At 73.0% G+C, this 20683-nt stretch carries 12 protein-coding genes and 1 tRNA gene; all 13 read left to right on the forward strand.

Annotated elements, in window-relative coordinates:
- Positions 1-129: 129 nt before the first annotated feature.
- The 13 genes from ACN261_RS21325 to ACN261_RS21385 all read left to right on the forward strand — a co-directional run bounded on the left by ACN261_RS21325 (position 130) and on the right by ACN261_RS21385 (position 20503).
- Positions 130-1575 carry an acyltransferase domain-containing protein gene (locus tag ACN261_RS21325; RefSeq protein WP_425851772.1) on the forward strand — a complete coding sequence of 482 codons (1446 nt, stop codon included), beginning with the start codon at positions 130-132 and terminating at the stop codon, positions 1573-1575.
- A complete protein-coding gene (locus ACN261_RS21330; protein ID WP_425851774.1) occupies positions 1572-7568 on the forward strand; it encodes an SDR family oxidoreductase in 5997 nt (1998 codons plus the stop codon). Before ACN261_RS21325 ends, ACN261_RS21330 begins: the two co-directional genes overlap by 4 nt.
- Before the next feature lie 17 nt (positions 7569-7585).
- Positions 7586-8605 carry a 3-oxoacyl-[acyl-carrier-protein] synthase III C-terminal domain-containing protein gene (locus ACN261_RS21335; RefSeq protein ID WP_425851776.1) on the forward strand — a complete coding sequence of 340 codons (1020 nt, stop codon included), beginning with the start codon at positions 7586-7588 and terminating at the stop codon, positions 8603-8605.
- A 3-nt stretch (positions 8606-8608) separates the two neighbouring features.
- The gene (locus ACN261_RS21340) at positions 8609-10057 is read left to right on the forward strand and encodes a cytochrome P450 (RefSeq protein ID WP_421481429.1); all 1449 of its coding nucleotides are present in this window, start codon (positions 8609-8611) and stop codon (positions 10055-10057) included.
- Between the two features lie 10 nt (positions 10058-10067).
- The gene (locus ACN261_RS21345) at positions 10068-11285 is read left to right on the forward strand and encodes a Rieske 2Fe-2S domain-containing protein (protein WP_421481430.1); all 1218 of its coding nucleotides are present in this window, start codon (positions 10068-10070) and stop codon (positions 11283-11285) included.
- Positions 11286-11336: 51 nt separating this feature from the next.
- A complete protein-coding gene (locus tag ACN261_RS21350) occupies positions 11337-12227 on the forward strand; it encodes a 3-hydroxyacyl-CoA dehydrogenase family protein (RefSeq protein WP_425851778.1) in 891 nt (296 codons plus the stop codon).
- Entirely contained in the window at positions 12227-12529 is a 303-nt protein-coding gene (locus tag ACN261_RS21355) for an acyl carrier protein (RefSeq protein ID WP_363657236.1), read from the forward strand. Before ACN261_RS21350 ends, ACN261_RS21355 begins: the two co-directional genes overlap by 1 nt.
- Positions 12530-12614: 85 nt before the next feature.
- Positions 12615-13724, forward strand: coding sequence for an HAD-IIIC family phosphatase (locus ACN261_RS21360; RefSeq protein WP_425851781.1), 1110 nt, complete (start codon positions 12615-12617; stop codon positions 13722-13724).
- A 677-nt stretch (positions 13725-14401) separates the two neighbouring features.
- Positions 14402-15079, forward strand: coding sequence for an HNH endonuclease family protein (locus tag ACN261_RS21365; RefSeq protein ID WP_425851783.1), 678 nt, complete (start codon positions 14402-14404; stop codon positions 15077-15079).
- A gap of 160 nt (positions 15080-15239) precedes the next feature.
- Positions 15240-16679, forward strand: coding sequence for an alpha/beta fold hydrolase (locus ACN261_RS21370; RefSeq protein ID WP_421481435.1), 1440 nt, complete (start codon positions 15240-15242; stop codon positions 16677-16679).
- A gap of 146 nt (positions 16680-16825) precedes the next feature.
- Positions 16826-18070: an MFS transporter gene (locus ACN261_RS21375; protein ID WP_421481436.1), complete on the forward strand. Its 1245-nt coding sequence runs from the start codon at positions 16826-16828 to the stop codon at positions 18068-18070.
- A 92-nt stretch (positions 18071-18162) separates the two neighbouring features.
- Positions 18163-18291, forward strand: a tRNA-OTHER gene (locus ACN261_RS21380).
- 52 nt (positions 18292-18343) lie between these two features.
- On the forward strand, positions 18344-20503 hold the full coding sequence (locus tag ACN261_RS21385) for a hypothetical protein (RefSeq protein WP_421481437.1): 2160 nt from the start codon (positions 18344-18346) through the stop codon (positions 20501-20503).
- Positions 20504-20683: the final 180 nt, after the last annotated feature.

Here is a 20683-nt window from a genome sequence, read left to right on the forward strand (position 1 = left end):
ACCTGCCCCGGCCGGACGGCCCGGCCCGGGGGAGACCGTCCCCGGACCCGCATCGCACGTCGTCGATTGTCCCGCGCCGGCACGGCGCACCACAGCCCGACCACCGGGATGGAAACGAGGGTGACGCACATGGTGGATTCTGTCTTCGTCATGCCCGGCACGGTGGCTGCCCCCCGTACGGGCACCCTGCGCGACCTGCACAACCGCTACGAAACGGTCCGTGAGGCGCTGACCCTGATCGACAAGGCGGCCCGCGAGTTGGGGTTGCCCGACATCAGCACCCGCCTGATCGAGGACGCCGCCGGCGAACGCCCCTACAGCCCCGAGGTGCACTACCTGGAGATCTTCGCGGTCAGCCTCGCCACGTACCACCTGCTCGTCGCCGAGGGCGTCGAACCGGTGGCGATCGTGGGGCAGAGCATCGGTGAACTGTGGGCCCTGGCCGTCGCCGGACACGTCTCGGTGGGCGACGCCGCCCGCCTGGCGGTGGCCCGGTCTGAGGCACTGACCCGGCAGGCATGGCCGGGCACGATGCTCGCCGTCGGGGTCGACGGCCGCCGGGCGGAGTCACTCGCCGGGCTGATCGGCCACCCGCACCTGGTGTTGGCCTGCGAGAACACCCCCCGACAGAGTGTCCTCAGCGGACCGAGGCGGCAGATCGACGAGGCCGAACGGGTGGCCGAGGCGCTCGGCTGGCCCAGTGTCCGCCTCGACGTCCCGCACCCCACCCACACCCCGGCGGTCGCGCAGGCCGCCCGGGACCTGCGGGCCACCGCACCCCGCGTCTCCTACGGCGGCGGACGGTGGCGGGTGACCTCACCGTGGCTCGGCCGGGACATCGGCGACGAGGACCCGGTCGACCTGGTGGCCGGCGCACTCACCGCCCAGGTCCGGATGCTGCACACGGTCCGCGCCCTGCACGCCGCCGGCGCGGACACGTTCATCGAATGCGGGGAGTGGCCGGTCGTCACCCGGTTCGTCGAGGCGTCGGTCCCGGGCGTCCAGACGGTCGTACCGCTGAGCGAGCACGACCCGGTGGCGGCCGTCCGGGCGCTGGTCGCCAGCCGTACCGACACCGCCCCACCCCCGGTGCGGACGCCGGCACCCCTGCGTGTCCCGGCGGCCCCGCCACCCGTGGCGCCTGCGCCACCCGTCGCGGCCCCTCCACCACCACCCGTCCCGACGCCCGCCGTCCCGACGCCGCCACCCCCGGCGGCGGTCGTTCCGGCTGCGCCGTCAGTCCTGACGCCGCCGACGCCGGTGACACCGGCCTCCCCGGTCATGGTCGATCCACCCCAGCCCGCACCGGACGCCGACCGGCGGTACGTGACGGTCCTGGCCGAGATCCGCGCCCTGTACGGCGACTACCTGGGCTACCCGCCTGAGCTGCTCGGCGACGACGACGCCCTGGAATCCGACCTGGGCGTGGAGTCACTCAAGCAGGTCGCCCTGCTCGGCCGGGTCGCCGACCGGTACGGCCTGCCGGACCTGCGCGCCAACACCTCCCTGCTGACCGTCGGCACCCTGCGGCGGATCGCGCAGGCCGTCGTCCAGGCGGAGGCGACCGCCCGATGACCGACACGTCAGACCTGCACGGCCGGATCGCGTTGGTGACCGGCGCGGCCAAGAGCCTCGGCGCGGACATCGTCCGTCGGCTGGCCGCCTGCGGCGCACACGTCGTCGTCAACTACTTCCACTCCGTCGACCAGGCCGAGCTGCTGCGCACCGAACTGGCCGAAGCCGGCCTCAGCGCGGAGTTCATCCGGGCCTCGGTGGCCAAACGCGGCGAGATCGACCGGATGTTCGACCTGATCCGGCAGCGGCACGGCGGCCTCGATTTCCTCGTCAACAACGCGGCCGGCGGCGCGTTCCTGCCCCTGTTCGACGTCGACGACACCTACTGGCAGCGGGCCTGGTCCACCAACGTCATGGGCGCCTACCACTGCTCCCGGCGGGCCGCCGAGCTGATGGCCGGCCGCCCGGGAGCAGCCATTCTCTGCCTGTCCAGCGTCGGCGCCCACCAGCCGGTCCCCGGCTACGGCCCCGGCGGCGTCACCAAAGCCGCCCTGGAGTCCCTCGTGCGGTACCTGGCGCTGGAACTGGCCGACCAGGGCATCCGGGTCAACACCGTCCTGCTGGGCTCCGTGGCCAGCGAGATCGTCGTCAACCTCGACGACCCGGCCGCCGCCCTCGGCGACTCGCCACGCGCCAGCGACCTGACCCGCCGCACCATCTCCACTCCCGAAGCGGCCCGGCTGCTCGTCCACCTCCTGCACCCGGACACCGGATTCATCACCGGGCAGACGCTCGTGGCCGACGGCGGCATCAGCATCGGCGGCATGCAGGGCCTACGACTGCACAGCAAACTCGCCGCGCAGGTCGGCGTACCTCCCCGGACCCTGCCGCCGCCCACGACGGCAACCAGCGCTGTCGAACCGGCCCCGGCCGTCATCGGGGCCGCCCCCGAACCGGCCCCGGCGACCGTCACCGAACCGCAACCGTCCACCACCGCGGCCCGCACCGGACCGCAACCGGACCCGGCGACCGCCGAAGCCGTCGCCGCACCGCCACCGGCCCTCGCCGCCGCGACACCACGCCCGGTCCACCACCCGCAGCCGTACAGCCCACAGACCGGCCCCGAACACGACCCGGACGCCATCGCGGTGGTCGGCCTCGGGGTGGTCCTGCCCGGCACCAACAACCCCGCCGACCTCTACGACCGGCTCCGCGAAGGCGCCCTGCTGGCCAGCGAACCGTCCGCCTTCGACCTACGGCACTTCTGGTCGGCCAGCGCGACGGACACCGACAGCTTCTACATCCGGGAAGCCGGCTACGTGCAGGGGTTCGTCCCCGACCCCGCCTCCGTCGCCGAACCCGACGGGTTCCTGGGACACCCCGGCTGGCCACGCACCACCCGGTGGCTGCGCCACTGCACCGTCCAGGCCCTGACCGGAGTACACCGCCGGCCCGGCGACCGGTGGCTCGCCGCGACCACCGGCATCCACGACCAGACCGGACTCGGCACGCAGGGCATCGTCCTCGGCGACGAGTACCGACGCCTCATCCGCGACGCCATCCAGCGCAGCGGCGACGACGACTGGCTGGCCGAACTCGCCGACCACGCCATCAGCGCCCACTACGGCGGCGACGGCGGCAACCCCCTGGCCTACCTACCCGCCTCGGTGTCCCGTAACGCGCTGCGCGGCCTGATCCCGCCCGACGCCCAACACCTGACCCTCGACGCGGCCTGCGCCACCGGACTGTTCTGCCTCGACGCCGCCGTCAAAGCCCTCCGCGAGGGAAGCTGCGACGTCGCGCTCGTCGGCGGCACCTCGGTGATCGAACCGATCGGCTTCACCCTCTTCTGCCGGGCCCAGGGCATCACCGCCAGCGGCCGGATCCGCCCCTTCGACCAGGCGGCCGACGGGACACTGATCGGTGAGGGCGCCGTCATGCTCGCCCTGAAACCGTACGCCCGCGCGGTAGCCGACGGCGACCACGTCCACGGCGTCGTCCTCGGCACCGGACTCGCCGCCGACGGCCGGGGCAAGGGCATCCACGCGCCCGCCACCCGGGGGCAGGAACTGGCGATCAGCCGGGCCTGGGCCGACGCCGGCGTCGACGCCGCAGACGTCGACTGGGTGGTGGCCCACGGCACCGGGACCCCCGTCGGCGACGAGGTCGAACTACGCTCCCTGCTGGCACGACTCGGCGAACGGGACCGACCGTGCCTGCTGACGTCGAACAAACAGGTCTTCGGCCACACCGGTGTCCTGGCCGGACTCGTGTCGGTGGCGCACGCGCTGGTCGCCCTCGCCCACCGCACGATCCCCGGCCACACCGTCGTCACCGACCCCCACCCGCTGCTGGGCGACGGCACCCGACTCACGGTGCCGGTCACCGACGCACCCTGGCCGGTCGACGAGGCCCGCCCACGGATGGTCGGGGTGTCCTCGTTCGGGCTCGGCGGAGCCGACGCCCACGTGGTGCTCGCCGACCGGATACCGACAGCCCGACCCGCCCACCGACCGTCGGTGATCGACCGCACCGCCGACGCCGAAGACCTCGTCGTCGTCGGCTGGAACACCCACCTGCCCGGCCTGGACCGCGACCGGGTGCCCGCCTGGCTCGTCGGCGACGGCCCCACCCCGCAGCCCAGCTTCGGCAGCCCCTACCCGCTGCCGTCCCCCCTCGACGTGCGGATCCCACCCCGCACGATGCGGCACATGGACCCCGCCCACCTGATGATGCTCCAAGCCCTCGGACCGCTCCTGACCGAGCTCGGTGAACCGGGAACCACGCTGCGGCCCAGCACCGCGATCCTGGTCGGGGCGAGCCTGCCGACGACGCACAACGCCCGCGCCGCACTGCGGGTCCACGCGCAGGAGTGCGCCGCGACCTTCGACCTGCTCCCCGACGCCGGGCAGGCCCAGACACTGCGGGAGTACCTCGCCAAGGCCCTCGCCGACGCCGGCGACGTCGTTCCCGACGAACTCAACGAGGACGACTTCACCGGCGCCGTCTCCTGCATCCTGTCCGGCCGGGCCGCCAACTACTACGACTTCCGGGGCTTCGGCACCAGCGTCTACGCCCACCGCGACTCCACCCACTGCGCACTCGACCTGGCCCTGCGCCAGCTCCGCCACCGGGCCTGCGACCTGGCCCTCGTCGGCGCGGTGAGCCTGCGACCGATCAGCGGATGGGACGCGCACCTGGACACCCTCGTACCGGCGGGGCGCACCGTCGCCGAAGGCGCCGCCGTCGTCGCCGTCGCCCGCCGCCACACCGCCCGGGAACACGGCCTGCCCATCCTGGGCACCCTCACCACGACACCCGGGCGCACCACCGACGACCCGCCCCACACCCTGCCCGCCGCCGCCGGCACCGACCGCACCTACCTGGCCCTCGACGCCCTGCTGGCGGTGCTCCGGGCCGTCGTCACCGGCACCGGCACCGTCGTGCCACCGGCCGCCCCCGGATCACCCACGATCCGGTTCACCGGACCGACCGGCCCCTACCCCGACGGGGCCGTCCCGGAACCCGCCGAGCAGCCCGTCGGCCGCCGACAGACCCTCCACCTGCGGCCGCTGACCCCACCGGACCCCGACGGGCCCGCGATCCCGGCCGGGAGCATCGTGGTCACCGACATCCCGAACCTCGCCGCCGCCGTCACCGGCCCCGACATCGCCATCTGGTCACCGAGGCCGGGAGTCGACGCCACCAGCCACGTACCGCCCGACGCCACCGCCGACGCCCTGGCCGGCCTACCGTTCGTGCCACGCCACATCCGGATCCTCACCCGACTCGAAACCCCCGCCGACGACACCGACGACACCGAAGCCACCCGCCTGGAGGACCTCCAGGACCTGGCGTTCACCACCATCCGGGCCGCGCTGCCCGCCCTGCGGGCCGGCGGATCACTGGCCGCCGTGCTGCTCACCGCACTACCGCAGGAAACGACCCACCCCCTCGCCGGGCTGTTCACCGGACTCGTCCGCTCCGTACGGGCCGAAGTCCCGCAGTGCAGCGGAAACTCCCTGATCACCGACACGTCGCACGCCCCGACCGCACTGGCCCAACTGGCCCGGGCCGCGACCGCCCGCGTACCGACGCACACCCTCGCCTGCCGCGGACAGAACTGGTACGAACTCACCGTCGCCGACGACGAGCCCCCGCACCGGACGCCGCAACCCGCCCTGCCCCCCGGCGCGGTCGTGGTCGCCTTCGGCGGGGCCCGGGGCATCACCCCCGAACTCCTCGACGCCGTGGCCCGCACCACCGACCGACCCCACCTGTACGTCATCGGCCGCACCCCGCTACCGGACACCGACGACGAACTGCCGCCCCAGGCCGCGTACATCGCCGCCGGACGCCGCGAACACCCCGACGCGTCGCTGCGGGACCTCAGGAACGCCTACGAACGAGCCCAGGCCCGCCTGGAGGTACGCCGGACCGTGCACCGGCTCACCGAACTGTGCGGACCCGACCGGGTCCACCACCGCGTCGGCGACGTCCTCGACGCGGACCGGACCACCGCCGTCCTCGACGAGATCATGGACCGGCACGGACGCATCGACCTGCTCGTCAACACCGTCCTCGACCTACGCTCCCGGGCCCTGCACGCGAAGACCCTGACCGACTTCCGGGCGGTACGGGCCACCAAGGCCACCGGCTACCGCAACCTCAAACGGGCCCTGACCGGCCGGCCACCCCGCATCTGGTGCAACTTCAGCACCCTGGCCACCCTCGCCCCCGCCCCCGGAGACGTCGACTACTGCGCCGTCAACGAATACCTGGCGTACGCGAGCGCCTGGGCGGACCGCACCGCACCCGACGGACACCGCGAACTCGCCATCCTCTGGAGCGGCTGGCGGGAGGTCGGCGTCGCCAGCAGCACCGCCATGCAGGAGACCCTGCGCCGCAACCGGATGGACGCCTACATCAGCAGCAGACAGGGCGCCGCCCAGTTCCTCGACGCGGTGACCCGACCCGGCACCGGGGCGGCGGTCTTCTTCATCCGCGACGAGGAACGCGTCCTGCTGGGACAGCGGGGGATCAACACCGACACCACCGGCGGCCCGCTGCCGCTGCCCGTACCGGACGCGCCGCCACCCATCCCGCCCGACCCGACCCTGGCCACGCCGCTGCTCGACGGTGTCCTGCTGCGCGGCCACCGCTGGGCGGTGTTCACCAAGACCTGGGAACCACACACCCTCGCCGAGCAGGACGGCCGGTGGATGCGCCACCACCGCGTCAACGGGGAGTACGTCCTACCCGGCACCTTCGCCCTCGAAGCCGCCGCCGGGGCCGCCGCCCACCTCTGCCCCGACCTCACCGTCACCGGATTCCGTGACCTGGCCTGCCACACGTCGGTGACCGTCAGGTCCGCCGGCCCACCCCGCACCATCACGGTGGAGGCCCGACTCACCGACCGGTCCCCGGACCGGGCCGTGGTGGCGGTCCGGATCACCACCAACCGGATCGGCCGCAACGGCAAGGTCCTGCGCTTCAACGACCTGCTCTGCGAGACGACCGTCGTGCTCGCCGACCGGCACCCCGCACTGCCCGCGCCGACCGACCAGACGGCGCACCGCCCCGAACCGGACTTCACGATGCCGGTCTACTCCGCCGACCTGCCGATCACCCTCAGCGGCCCGTTCGCCGGAACCGGCGAGTACGCCCGCGGACCCCACGGCACGAGCGCCACCTTCCGCCTCGACCACCAGGCATGGAGCCCGGCCCTGGCCGGGATGACCGTACCGGCGATCCTGCTGGACGCCATGGTGCACCTGCTGCTCCTGCCACCCCACGGCGACCGGCCACCCCTCGTCGGCCCGATGGCCGGCATCGAGACGGTGGACCTCGGCGGGCCCGGCAACGACTGCCAGCTCAGCGCCGCCCACCCGACGATCCGGCTGCACTGCCGCTTCGCCGACGGCACGCTGACCGCATCCACCCCCGACGGCCACGTCCTGGCCCGCGTCACCGGGGTCAGCGCGCACGCCACCGACCACAGCGGAAGGCTGATCCGGCCGCACGCCGACACCCCGCAACCGGCCCTTCCCTGACCGCCGAGGAGACAACGGTGCTGTGGCACGACATCACGATCGCCGGAACCGGCTCCTGGATCCCCCCGATCCGACCCGAACACGACCCGTGGGACGGCACCCCGACCGGCCGACCGTCCATGGCCGCCGCCAACGGATTCACCTCCGCAGCGGTCTCGACCGGGCAGACCGCGACCCAGATGGCCGCCCGGGCCGCCCTGCTGGCACTGCGCCACGCGAACGTCCCCAGCACCGACGTGAGCCTGCTGGCCCACGCCACCTTCCAGGACGAGGACCACTACACTCCCGCGCCCTACCTGCTGCGGGTCCTCGGAGCCACCCGCAGCACCGGTATCGAGGTCGGCGCGGCCAGCGACGGCGGCGCGGCCGCCCTGGTGACCGCCGCCGAACACCTGACCGCCCAACCCACCGCCCGGGCGGCCCTGGTCACCGCCGCCGCCCGCTTCCCCCACCAGCGGTGGGCCCACGTCCGCGACATCGGCTACGTCGCCGGCGACGCCGGAGCGGCCGCCGTGCTCACCCGCGGCACCGGCTTCGCCCGGCTGCTGGCCACCGCGCAGGCCACCGAACCGCAACTGGAGGTGCTGACCCGCGCCGGTGAACACGACGACGACGCCGGCCCCGGACGACGCTTCCTCGCCGAACAGACCGGGCTCCTGCCCCACATCGACACCCTGCAACGCCGCACCCGCCACTGCGTCGACACCGTCCTGGACGAGACCGGCCTGACCGCCGCCGACATCTCCCACGTGGTAGCCATCGCCATCGGCTCGGCCGTGCTCGACCTGCTGCTCTCCGGACCCCCGCTGCACCGCCGCGCCACCGACACCAACTGGACCTTCGGCCGCCACCTGGGCCACGCCGGCCCGTGCGACGTCCTGCTCGCCCTCGACCGGATGTTCCGCACCGGCGCGCTACGGGTCGGGGAACGCGTCCTCGTCGTCAGCTTCGGCCTCGGCTTCCGCTGGACCACCGCCCTGCTCGAGATCACCCGCCCGCCGCCCGGCGCGACGACGGCAGACCGGAAAACGAGGTGACCCATGACCGCGACGCACACGACGACCACCGCGTCGGTACCCCTGGCACCCGGCGCGCTACCCCTGCTCGGGCACGCGTTGCCCCTGCTGCGGGACCCGCTGGCGTTCATCCGCTCCCTGGCCGGATACCCGACGATGGTGCGGGTCCGACTGGGCCCGACCACCGCACTGCTCATCTGCGACCCGGCCCTGACCCGGCACGTCTTCGTCAACGACCGCACCTTCGACAAGGGCGGCCCGATCTACGACCGGATCCGGGAGGTCATCGGCGACGGCTTGTCCACCTGCCCGTACCCGCTGCACCGGCGGCAACGGCGGCTGTGTCAACCGTCGTTCCACCCCCGACGCCTGCACGGCTACGCGGCCGTGTTCGGCCGGGCCTCCGACGCCACCGCTGGTTCCTGGCACGACGGCCAGGTACTCGACGTCACCCGGGAGATGATGACCCTCACCACCCAGGCCACCATGGAGACGATGTTCAGCGGGTCCCTCCCCGCAGAGATCCTCCGCCGGGCCCTGGCCGACACCAACACCGTGGTGAGCGCCTTCTTCCGCCGCATGATGACCCCGGCCCTGCTCCGCCGGTTGCCGACCCCCGCCAAACGACGCTACGACCAGGCCCGCGCCCGGCTGTTCGCCACCATCACCGACATCGTCGCCGCCCGCCGCGCCGACCCCACCGACCACGCCGACCTGCTCTCCGCACTCGTCGCCGCGGTCGACGTGGAAAGCAGCGACCACGAGCAGCAACTCAGCGACTCCGAACTGGCCGACCAGGCCCTCACCTTCTTCCTCGGCGGCATGGAAACCACCGCCATCACCCTGGCCTGGGCCCTGTACCTGATAGCCACCCACCCGGACCTCCAACGCCGACTCCACGCCGAGACCGACACCGTCCTGGCCGGCGCGCTACCCGGCCCCGAACACCTGCCCCGACTCGACCTGGCGGCCCGGGTGGTCACCGAAACCCTCCGGCTCTACCCGCCCGCCTGGATGATGACCCGGACCGTCACCGGCGAAGCCGAACTCGACGGGGTGCGGCTACGCCGTGGCGACACCCTCGTGCTCAGCCCCTACCTGATCCACCGCCGACCCGACCTGTACGCCGAACCGACCCGCTTCGACCCGGACCGCTGGCTCGACACCTCACCCGACCGGGCCAGCTACGTTCCGTTCGGCGCCGGCGCACGCAAGTGCATCGGAGACCAGTTCGCCCTGACCGAGGCGATCCTCGCCCTCACCGCCGTGACGGCCCGCTGGGAGCTGACCCCGGTCAGCGACGAACCCTTCCGGCCCAAGGTGGAAACCAGCCTCAGCTCGCGCGGGCTGCGCCTGCGGCTGCGGCAGCGCCGGACGGAGACCACCGCAACCCACGCGCCACCGGTCACCACGTCGCAGCCCGTGCCGCCGACCGTCGGATCGGGCCCCGGCACCTGCCCGGTCGCCCACTAGGAGAACAACCATGAAACCACTGGTCAAACAACTGCTCCGCGACCACGAGATCCGTCGGCACACCGCCGCGCCGGCCGACCGGCTCCACCGGCCCACCCGCCCCGACCCGAACGGGTGGTTCTGTGTGGCCTTCTCCGACGAGGTCCGCCCCGGGACCATCACCACCCGCCCGATCATGGGTGGCGAGGTGGTCCTCTACCGGACCCCCCGTGGACTGCTGCGTGCGGTCCGCCCCCGCTGCCCCCACCTCGGGGCACATCTGGGCGTCGGCAGCACCCTCGAGGGCGAGGAGATCGTCTGCCCGTTCCACCGGTTCGCCTTCGACCCCTCCGGGGCCTGCGTCCGCACCGGCTACGACCTGCCGCCACCCAAGGCGACCCTGAGCCAGTTCCCGGTCTGCGAGGCCAACGGATCGATCTACGTGTGGTGGCACGCCCTCGGCCTCGCCCCGCAGTGGCAGGTGCCGACCTTCGGCATGGACGATCGGCAACCGTTCAGCCACAACACCTTCGACATCGCCGGGCACCCGCAGGACGTCATCGAGAACGCCTTCGACTGGGGTCACCTCCCGGCGCTGCACGGACTGCGGGACCTGGTCATCGAGGGGACACCGGTGATGGGGGAGCCGGTCAGCACCGTCACCGCCACCGCCCGGGGCACCGTCATGCGCCGGATCCGCCAGTCCTACACCCTCACCGTGATCGGACTGGCCACCATCGCGGCCCGCACCCGGCTGCCCAACGGTGCCGGCGACCTGCACGTCATGCTGCACGCCACCCCCACCACCCCGGGTCGGATCCACCTGCGGATGGGCACCAAACTGGAACTGGCCGGCCTGCCGTTCCTGCCCGAGCGGGCCGCCCGGGCCACGGCGATGCCCGTCGCCCGGCTGCTCAGCGTCATCGCCCAACGGGTGGCCTCGGTCGACACCGGCGCGGACCTGCTGATGTGGCACCACCAGGAGCACGTCGAACAGCCGAAGCTCGCCCGGGGAGACGGCCCCATCGGTCGGTACCGGCAGTGGGCCCGGCAGTTCTACACCGACCCCGGCGTCCCCACCGACGGCACCGCCACCGACGCGTCCACCGCCAACGCATCACCAGTCGCCGACGGATCACCGGCCGACAACGGAGCCCGGTCCGGCAACGGATCACCGGCCGGCAACGGAGCCCGGTCGGTCAACGGATCGTCCGTCGAGGGGCGGAAGGCGGACCACTCCGAGGTGTGACCGTGACCGGCGTGGCCCGCGAACCGGGCCGGGCAACGAAGGGAGACCCTGGTGACGGGGCAGAACGCGACACCGGATGCGGCGCGACGGCTGGTGGTGCTCGGCGCGGGGGTGATGGGAACGGGCATCGCCGCGCTGGCGATCGGACACGGCATCGCCGTGTCGATGATCGACGTGGACCGCGGACGGCTGGCCGAGGCCACCGTCCGGGTCGACCGGCAGGTCCGCACCGCCCGGCTGATGGGATGCCTGCCACCTGACGTCCGGCCCGGCCCACTGGACGTCGGGCCGTCCCTCACGGACGTCCCGAAGGGGCGGACCGGCACCCTGACCGCCGTGGTCGAGGCGGTCACCGAGGACCCCTACGCCAAGGCCAAGGTGCTGACGGACGTCTCCGCCCTGGTGGCACCCGGCACCCCGGTGGTGTCCAACACCTCCTCCATCCCCATCGACGAACTGGCCCGGTCGGTGGCGCGGCCGGAGGACCTGATCGGCAGCCACTTCATGAACCCGCCCTACCTGATCCGGACCGTCGAAGTGATCCGGGGCCCCCGCACCGGCCCACACACCCTGGACGCGGTACGCCGGCTGCTCGCCGCCCTGGGCCGTGAGCCGGTGGTGGTCGAGGACGCCCCCGGCTTCGTCACCAGCCGCATCCTGCACCCCATGATCAACACGGCGGTCCGGGTGGTGGCCGCCGGCACGGCCAGCGTCGAATCCGTCGACACCCTCCTGCAGGGATGTCTGGGACATCCGACCGGTCCACTGCGCACCGCCGACCTCATCGGCCTGGACAACCTGGTCGACTCCCTGTGGGTGCTGCACGAGCGTACCGGCGACGAGAGTTGCCGCCCCTGCGAGCTGCTGCTGACCAAGGTCCGGGCCGGACACCTCGGCCGCAAGAGCGGGCAGGGGTTCTACCACTACGAGGGAGACCTGTGATGACTGTGCCATCCGACCAGGACGTGTCGGACACCGGCGATCGTGCCGACACCCTCGCACCGGAGTTGGCGCGCTTCCTGACGGCGCGTACCGGGCGGTCCTGGCCACCGGACACGGACCTGTTCGCCACCGGCGGGCTGTCGTCCCTGTTCGCGATGGAGCTGGTGGTGCACCTGGAGCAGACGTACGGGGTCTCCGTGCGCGGCGCCGACCTGCGGCTGGACAACTTCCGGACCGTACGCCGGATGGCCGCCCTGGTCGACCGGCTCCGCACCGGCGAATCCGGAGACCACGGTGCCTGACCCCACCACCGACGTGCCCGCCCGGGCCGCCACGCCCGTCACCCGCCCGGACGGCCCACGAGCGGCAACCCGCGAAGGAGCCGCCGTGACCAGTGAGGCCCGGCCCGCGCCACCCGTGACCGTGAAGTGCCTGGTCTGGGACCTCGACGACACCCTCTGGCAGGGCGTCCTGCTCGAAGACGAGCAGGTCGTGCTCCCCGACCCGATCCGGGCGGTGATCACCGGCCTCGACGCCCGGGGCATCCTCCAGTCGGTGTGCAGCCGCAACGACCACGAGCCGGCCTGGGCCCGGCTGCGCGCGCTCGGCGTCGCCGAGTACTTCGTGGCACCGCAGATCGGCTGGGGACGCAAGTCCGACGCCGTCCGACGCATCGCCGACCAGCTCGGCTTCGCACTCGGCACCATCGCCTTCATCGACGACCAGCCCGCCGAACGCGCCGAGGTCGCCTACCACCTTCCGCAGGTGCGTTGCTACGACGCCGGCATGGCCACCACCCTGCTCGACCGCCCCGAGTTCACCCCGACGTCGGTGACCGTGGACGCCCGCCGTCGCCGGCAGATGTACCAGGCCGGTCAGCGGCGGGCGGACGAGCAGGCCCGGTTCACCGGCCCCGCGGAGGACTTCCTCCGCTCACTTGACCTGGCGATGCACATCCGGCGGGCCGACGCCGCGACCCTGTCCCGGGTCGAGGAGCTGACGCTGCGAACCAGCCAGATGAACGCGACAGGCGTGCACTACCCGGACCGGACGCTGCGGACCCTGATGGCCGATCCTCGCTACGAGGTGCTGGTCACGACGCTGACCGACCGGTTCGGGCCGCATGGCGCGGTCGGCGTGCTGGTTTTGGAGAAGCACCCCGGGGTGTGGCACCTGCGGCTGCTCGCCACCTCCTGCCGGGTGGTGTCCTTCGGCGCCGGCACGGTCCTGCTGACCTGGCTGGTGGACCAGGCCGCCCGCGCCGGGGTGCACCTGATCGCCGACTTCCGGCCCAACGACCGCAACCGGATGATGGAGGTCGCCTACCGGTTCGCCGGCTTCGACGAGGAGCGCTGCGCGTGCCGGGACCGCATCGCCGTCGACGCCGACCGCGCCGTCCAGCGACTACACCTGCTGGCCCGCCGACAACCCGCTCCCTCGACGTTCCACCTGACCGCACCCGACCTGGCCGGCCCGGCGTCCGTCGGCGCGGGCTGACCGCCCGCACCCGGCCTCGGCCCGTACGCGCCGTCGCGGCCGATGGATCGTCGAGCCGTGGGGCGGACCGCTCAACCATCCTGGCGTCGGGGCTCGTGCCGGCGGGCGAGAGTGCTCTGCGGTGGGCCCGGACGAGCAGCATGGCCGCCACGACGTCAGGGCCACGCCGAGACCGCCGACGGTGCGGACGCCTACGGGCCCGGCACGCATGACGGCGACCGTCACCATGCCGACCGTCATCGGGACGCTGAGGGTGACCGCGAGCCGCGCGGCGATCACCCGGTCGACGGCGATCGACGGGCGACGGGCCAACGCCCCGCCCGCGAACCCGGCCCACGCCATCCGACACCGCTCATCGCGACGGACGCGATCTGGTCCGTGGCGGCAACGCGCCGGGTTCGGTGGCCGGCAGCAGGCCGATGGTCACGGCTGCCGTCGGCCACCGAGCCCGGCGGCGCGCTCGGAGCAACCGGCGGTCCAGGAGCTTCCGCCGGTGGTGAACGCGGCAGGGAACGGGCTTCCGATCGTGGGCCAGCCGGCTCCGTAATCAGATCGGCGCAGCGGTGAGTAGGCGTTGCTCCCGATCTCTGCGGCTCTTCACGATGATGCCATCCAGCCGTCACTTTCATCGAAGATGGTGACTGCATCTGCTCTCGATGGCGACCAGGAGGCACGGCATGGCACGACCGACCACGAAGACGCCCGGACTCGCGCGGCCCCGGGTGCGCGCCGTGACGCTGACGCTCGCCACGTTCGTCGGCGCGGCCCTCTCGGCCGGCATCGCGGGGACGGCGGCGGCGACGCCGCCGGGCATCCCGTCGAAGGCGACGGCGCAGTCGCAGCTCAACGCCCTCACCGTCGCCGCCGAGGGTTCCACCAGTGGCTATTCCCGGGACCTGTTCCCGCACTGGATCACCGTCAGCGGCAGCTGCGACACCCGTGAGCAGGTCCTCAAGCGTGACGGCACCTCGGTCGTCGTGAACTCCTCCTGCCAGGCCACGTCGGGGCGCTGGTACAGCCCGTACGACGGGGCGACCTGGACCGCCGCGTCGGACGTCGACATCGACCACGTGGTCCCCCTGGCCGAGGCGTGGCGCTCCGGGGCGAGTTCCTGGACGACCAGCCGCCGGCAGAGCTTCGCCAACGACCTGTCCGGCCCGCAACTGATCGCGGTGACCGACAACGTCAACCAGGCCAAGAGCGACCAGGACCCGTCGACGTGGCAGCCGCCCCTGTCGGCCTACCGGTGCACCTACGGCAAGATGTGGATCACCGTGAAGTACACCTGGGGCCTGCGACTGCAGTCGTCGGAGAAATCCGCCCTGCAGAGCATGCTCGACACCTGCTCCTCCTGAACACCTGCCGCAGGACCGGCCGACCCGGTGCAGGGGAGGGCGGCCGTGCCGAGGATCTGCGCGGTGTCGGAAAGCCACGTTGCGACGCGGGGACCACCCGCCCTAACGTGTCCGACATAGACATGTGCAGATCTACTGTCGGGGGACGTGTATGCGCGCGATGGCCGCTGTCGTGGTCGCCTTCCTCACCGTGGCCGTCGCCCCGGCCGCACCGGCCAGCGGGGCGACCCTCGCCTGGCGTTCCTGCCCCGGTGTCGACGACAGCCGCCTGCGCTGCGCCACCGTCCAGGTGCCGCTCGACCACGCGCGGCCGGCCGGCCCGACGATCGACATCACGATCTCCCGGCTCCCCGCGACCGACCCGGCGCTGCGCCGCGGCGTACTGGTCACCACCGGTGGCGGGCCGGGCGGTGCCGGCGTCCCCGAGCCGCTGAACCTCGCCGCCGTCGTCGATCCCGCGGTGCTCGCCCGCTACGACATCGTCGGGTTCGACATGCGCTTCGTCGAACGCAGCACCCCGATCACCTGCGGCCAGCCGGAGGAGGAACCGGGCGGCTACTGGGTGCGCACCGCGACGTACCAGTCCCTGGCGGACACCGCCGCGCAGGCCCGCGCGTACGCCCGCGCCTGTGCCCGGCACGCCGGATGGGCGCTGCCGTTCGCCACGACCGCACAGGCCGCCCGCGACATGGACACCATCCGTACCGCCCTCGGCGAGCGGAAACTGTCCTTCCTCGGGGGTTCGTACGCGGCGCTGCTCGGCGTCGCGTACGGCACCCTGTTCCCGCACCGGGCGGACCGGTTCGTGCTGGACAGCCCGGTCAACTACGACCTCGCCTGGCGTCCCTACGAGCTGGCACGGATCCCGGCCTTCGAGGACAACTACGCCGCCTTCACCGGATACCTCGCCGACAACAGCGCGACGTTCGGACTCGGCGCGACGCCGACCGAGGTCGCGGCAACCCTCAGCCGGGCCTTCGCCGGGGCGGCGACCGAGCCGATCGTGGCCGGAGACCACGCCTGGACCGCCGGCGAACTGGGCTCCCTGACCGTCATCGCGACGTACTTCGAGCACCTGTGGCCGGTGGTCGCGACCGACCTCGCCGCCATCCTCGCCCACCGCCCACCGCCGATCCCGCTCGACCCGCGACCGGCTCCGCTGCCCGGCACCCCGGGTGTGCCGGCGGACAACCACACCGCGGTCAACACGGCGTTCCGCTGCGGCGACGACGCGTGGCCGCGCGACCCGGCGACCTACCGCCACGACCTGGCCCGCCTCGGCACCCGCTATCCCGTCTTCGGCCCGTCGATCGCCAACCTCAACCCCTGCGCCTTCTGGCCGGTCAGCCGGGACAACACGCCGCCGCTCGCCGGCAACCGGGCACCGGCGGCGCTCGTCGTCGCCGCACTCCGCGACGCCTCGGTGCCACCCGCCAACTCGATCGCGACCGCCCGGGCCATCACCGGCTCCCGGCTGGTCACCGTGGACAGGCGGACCCACGCGCCGCTGCTCAACGGCCCGGCCGACACCTGCCTGACGGGCCCGGTCACCGCATACCTGGTGCACGGGCACCTGCCGGAGCGCGACACGGCCTGCTAGCAGCGCCCGCGCCGCGCTGTCGCAGGGGGACCCGGAAAGCCGGGCGGGAACACGGTTCGCCGTCCGGGAACCAGGGCATCAGGACGACACACGGAGGTGGCTCGCACAGCGTGCCGACGGGGGAGCCGATGGAATCGACAAGCGCGGTGTCCGCTGGACCTGACGGTCCGGTACCACCACATTCCGGCCGTGTCTTCGGTGGCAACTATCTCGCCTTCGTCACCGGGACCGGCCTGTCCTCGCTGGGCAACGCCGCCTGGTACATCGCACTGTCCTGGACGTTGGCCACCACCGTCAGTCCGGGGCTGGCCGGGCTGCTGTTGGCACTGGCCACCCTGCCCCGGCTGGCGGTGCTGCTCTACGGAGGCGCGGTCGCCGACCGACACAGCCGCCGGAAGGTGATCATTCTCAGTGACGGTGCCTCCGCCGTGGTCATGATCGCCGCCGCCGTCACCCTGCTCGTCGGGGGCCCCTGGTGGGTGCTGCTGCTGGCGGCCGGGGCGATGTCGGTCACCGGCGCGTTCTTCGTCCCCGCCTCGGCCGCACTGAGACCCCAACTCCTGGCCAGGGACGACCTCGTCCGCGGCAACGCCCTCTACTCCCTGGCGCTGCGGGGCGGGCAGGCCGCGGGAGGACCGGTCGGCGCGTACGCACTCGCGCTCGGCGGAGGACTGCTGGTCGCGCTCCTCAACGCCGTGTCGTACGTCTGCTCGATGGTCGCCGTCGCCGTCACCCGCCCGTACGCGACGCCTCGGGAGCAGCCCGCCACCGGCGACCGCCCGCGCGGTCCGGGCACGGCCGGCGTCCGGGCGGGCCTACGGTACGCCTGGCGCCACGCCCAGCTGCGCTGGCTGCTGCTGGTGCTCTTTCTCAACGAGCTGAGCTGCGCCGGAGTGCTCAACGTCGGACTGGCCCTGTTCGCCCGTGCGCGCGGCCTCGACGAGGGCGGCGCCGGACTGCTCCTCACCGGATTCGCCGTCGGCTCCGCGGCCGGAGCCCTCACCCTGATCGCGGTACCCGCCCGCCGCAGCGCCGGCACGGTGTTCGGGGTGGCGCTCGTGGCCCAGGCCGCGCTGCTCGCGGCACTGGCGGCGGCGGCCTCCCTCGGCCCGGTGGTGGCGATCTTCGTCGCGCTCGGCGCCCTGCTCGGCGTGACCGCGAGCCTGGGGACGTCGCTGCTGCAGACCTGGTGTGAACCGGAGTACCGGGGCAGGGTGCTGGCGGTGCTGGCGCTGGTGGCGTTCGCCGCGATTCCCCTGGGTAACCTGCTGATCGGCGTCCTGTTCGCGCATCTCGGCCTCGCCACGGCCCTGCTGGTCCACGCGGCGATCGCGGTCACCGCCACCGCCGCGTTCCTGTCCCGCCCCACCCTGCGTCGCGCCGGTCTGTAGCCGGGGTGGACGCGGCACGTGCCGGCCGGCCCCGGGGCGGTCACCCGAATCCCGGTGGCCGTGTCGACCCGACTCATGCATGATCGACATCTGGGTCGTTAGCTCAACTGGCTAGAGCATCCGACTGAGTAGCGCGTCCGCCCTCCGCTCGTGCGGCGATGGGTGCGCTTCCTTCTCCTTGTTGGATCGGAAGGTTCGGGGTTCGAGTCCCCGGCGACCCACTGCGCCACCGGGCGTCACCACCCGCCAGAGCCGACCGGAACGGAGGAGCACGTGATCGAGAAGCTGATCATCCAGAAGACCCTGCGCGTACCGGCGAGCACGGCCGGGCCCGGTGACGGCACGTCGGTGGCCCGGCAGCTGGACGCGGCGCTGCTCGGCGTCGGGTTCTCGGCCTCGCGGGCCCTGCTGGAGCACCTCGGCGGCCTGGCCCCCGGGCCGGCGATGGATCTCGCCGCCACGGTCGTCTCGGCGGTACGCGAGCTGGCCGGCGACCACGTCCAGCACAACGCCTACTTCATCGGTTTCCCGCACGACGTGCCGGACACCATCGAGTTCTGGGTCGACCGGCTGCGGGCGGCCGTGCTCACCGGCGGCGGCACGGCGACCGACGCGCAGCTGCGGGACGCCGCCCTCTCGGGCGCGGTGAACCTGCTCGACCTGCCGGCCTACGGCACCTACCAGCACACCTACGCGGAGCTGCTGGCCGCGCACGACACGCTGGTCACCACGGCCGGTGACCGGGTGACCCTGCTGCATCTCGGTGACACCGTCGAGGTGGAGACGGCACGGCTCTACCTGGCCCTGGCCGGCAGCCCGACGCCGCACGGTGAGGCCGACCTCGCGATCCTCGGCGAGCTGGCGGTGGCCTGCGCCGACGGCGCGCAGCCGGCCGAGATCCCGGTACGGGAGAACCGGGCCGTCCTCAACGGGATCCGGCTCGTCCTCGGTCGGCCGCTGGTCGGCGTGGACACGACGACCGACGTGCTGCGTCTGGCCTGCCAGGTCTCCGGCGGGGACGTCTCGCTGGCGGCACCCACGCGGTTCCGTGCCTTCCGCCGCCCGGAGCGGCGGATGCTGCTGGCCGCGCTGAACGAGGTCGTCGCCGCACACCCGGACAAGCTGGGTGACGTCGCACGCTACGCGGAGCGCTGGAAGCGGCTCGGGGAACGGCTGCACCCGCACGAGTACGACCAGTGGCCGCACGCGCAGGCGGTGTTCACTGTCGCGCGTGGCGAGCGGCGGGTGCCCAACCTCGCCGGCCGGGCCGAGACGGCGATCCGCGCCGGTGCCGTCGGTCCGGCCGCATCGGTGCTGTCGGCTGCGCCGGGCCTGCTCCTGCGCTCTGCCGACCGGCTGCTGCGGCTGGCTTCGGCATCGGAGCGGGGCACGGTCGTCGACGCGGTCACCGGCGCGCTCGGTTCGGCATCGGGCCGGGTGCTGCTCTCGCTGCGGGAGCACGTCGACAACCGGCTGACCCCCGCCTCGGCCCGGATGTATGCGAGCCGCTCCCGCACCGCCTGGGTCGGCCCCGACGAGCGGCCGCCGCTGCCGGCCGGGCTGGTGGCCGAGCTGTCCGCGCTGCTCGACGCCGAGATCACCGCCCGGCTGCCGCAGTGGCACCGGCCGCTGCTGGTGGATCCGCAGGTGCTCGACGTCGCCCTGCCGCTGTCCGGCAAGGCGGCCGAGGGCGGCTTCGCGGTCCTGCCCAGGGGCTCACGGGCGTCGGTCTCCGGTGAGCTGCTGCGCTTGTTCACGTACTGGCGGCAGACCAGCCGTCGCACCGACTACGACCTGTCGCTGCTGCTGCTCGACGACGACTTCCACAGTTCCGGTCAGGTGTCCTGGACGAACTACCGGCACGACGGCGTGGTGCACTCCGGCGACCTCACCGACGCGCGCAACGGCGCGACCGAGTTCATCGACGTCCCGCTGACCGTCGGCGGACGGTACGTCGTTCCGCAGGTCAACATCTATGCGGGCGAGTCGTTCGACGAGGTCGCCGAGTCGATGTTCGGGTACCAGACCCGGGCGCGGGACCAGGGTGGCGCGCCGTTCGACGCCCGGACGGTGCGGGCCCGGTCGGAGCTGCGTGGTCAGGGCCGGGTGGCGCTGCCGTTGGTGTTCGCCAGGAACGAGGGCGGCTGGCAGGCGGTGTGGCTGCACCTGTACCTGCCGGGACGGCCGTCGTTCAACCGGGTGGAGGAGAACACCTTCACCACGGCCGACCGGGTACGGGCACTGATGGAGCGGCGGTACCTCACCGTGTCCTACCTCGTCGACCGGTGGCGCACGCGGGCCGAGGTGACGACGTGGGACGGTCGGCTGCCGGACGAGCCGGTCACCTTCGTCGGCATCGAGGCACCGGAGAACCTGCCGGACGGATCGGAGGCGTTCACCCTGGGCCGACTCAACGAGTTGATCCCCGGGTAAGCTGTGACCGTCGAGGCCATGCGGGTGCTTCCTGCTATTCCGTTCGATTCGGGAACCTCCGCGCAGGCGGAGGATCTGGTATTCAGCCCCCGCGCTCTCCTCGACGTCCCCGATGCGGCACCGCCCCCGCACGTCGACCCCCTCTGGCGCTGAACAGCCCGGATGGCACCTGGTGCCATC

This window comes from Micromonospora sp. WMMD723, assembly GCF_049863385.1.
In the GTDB taxonomy this organism is placed as follows: Bacteria; Actinomycetota; Actinomycetes; order Mycobacteriales; family Micromonosporaceae; genus Micromonospora; species Micromonospora wenchangensis.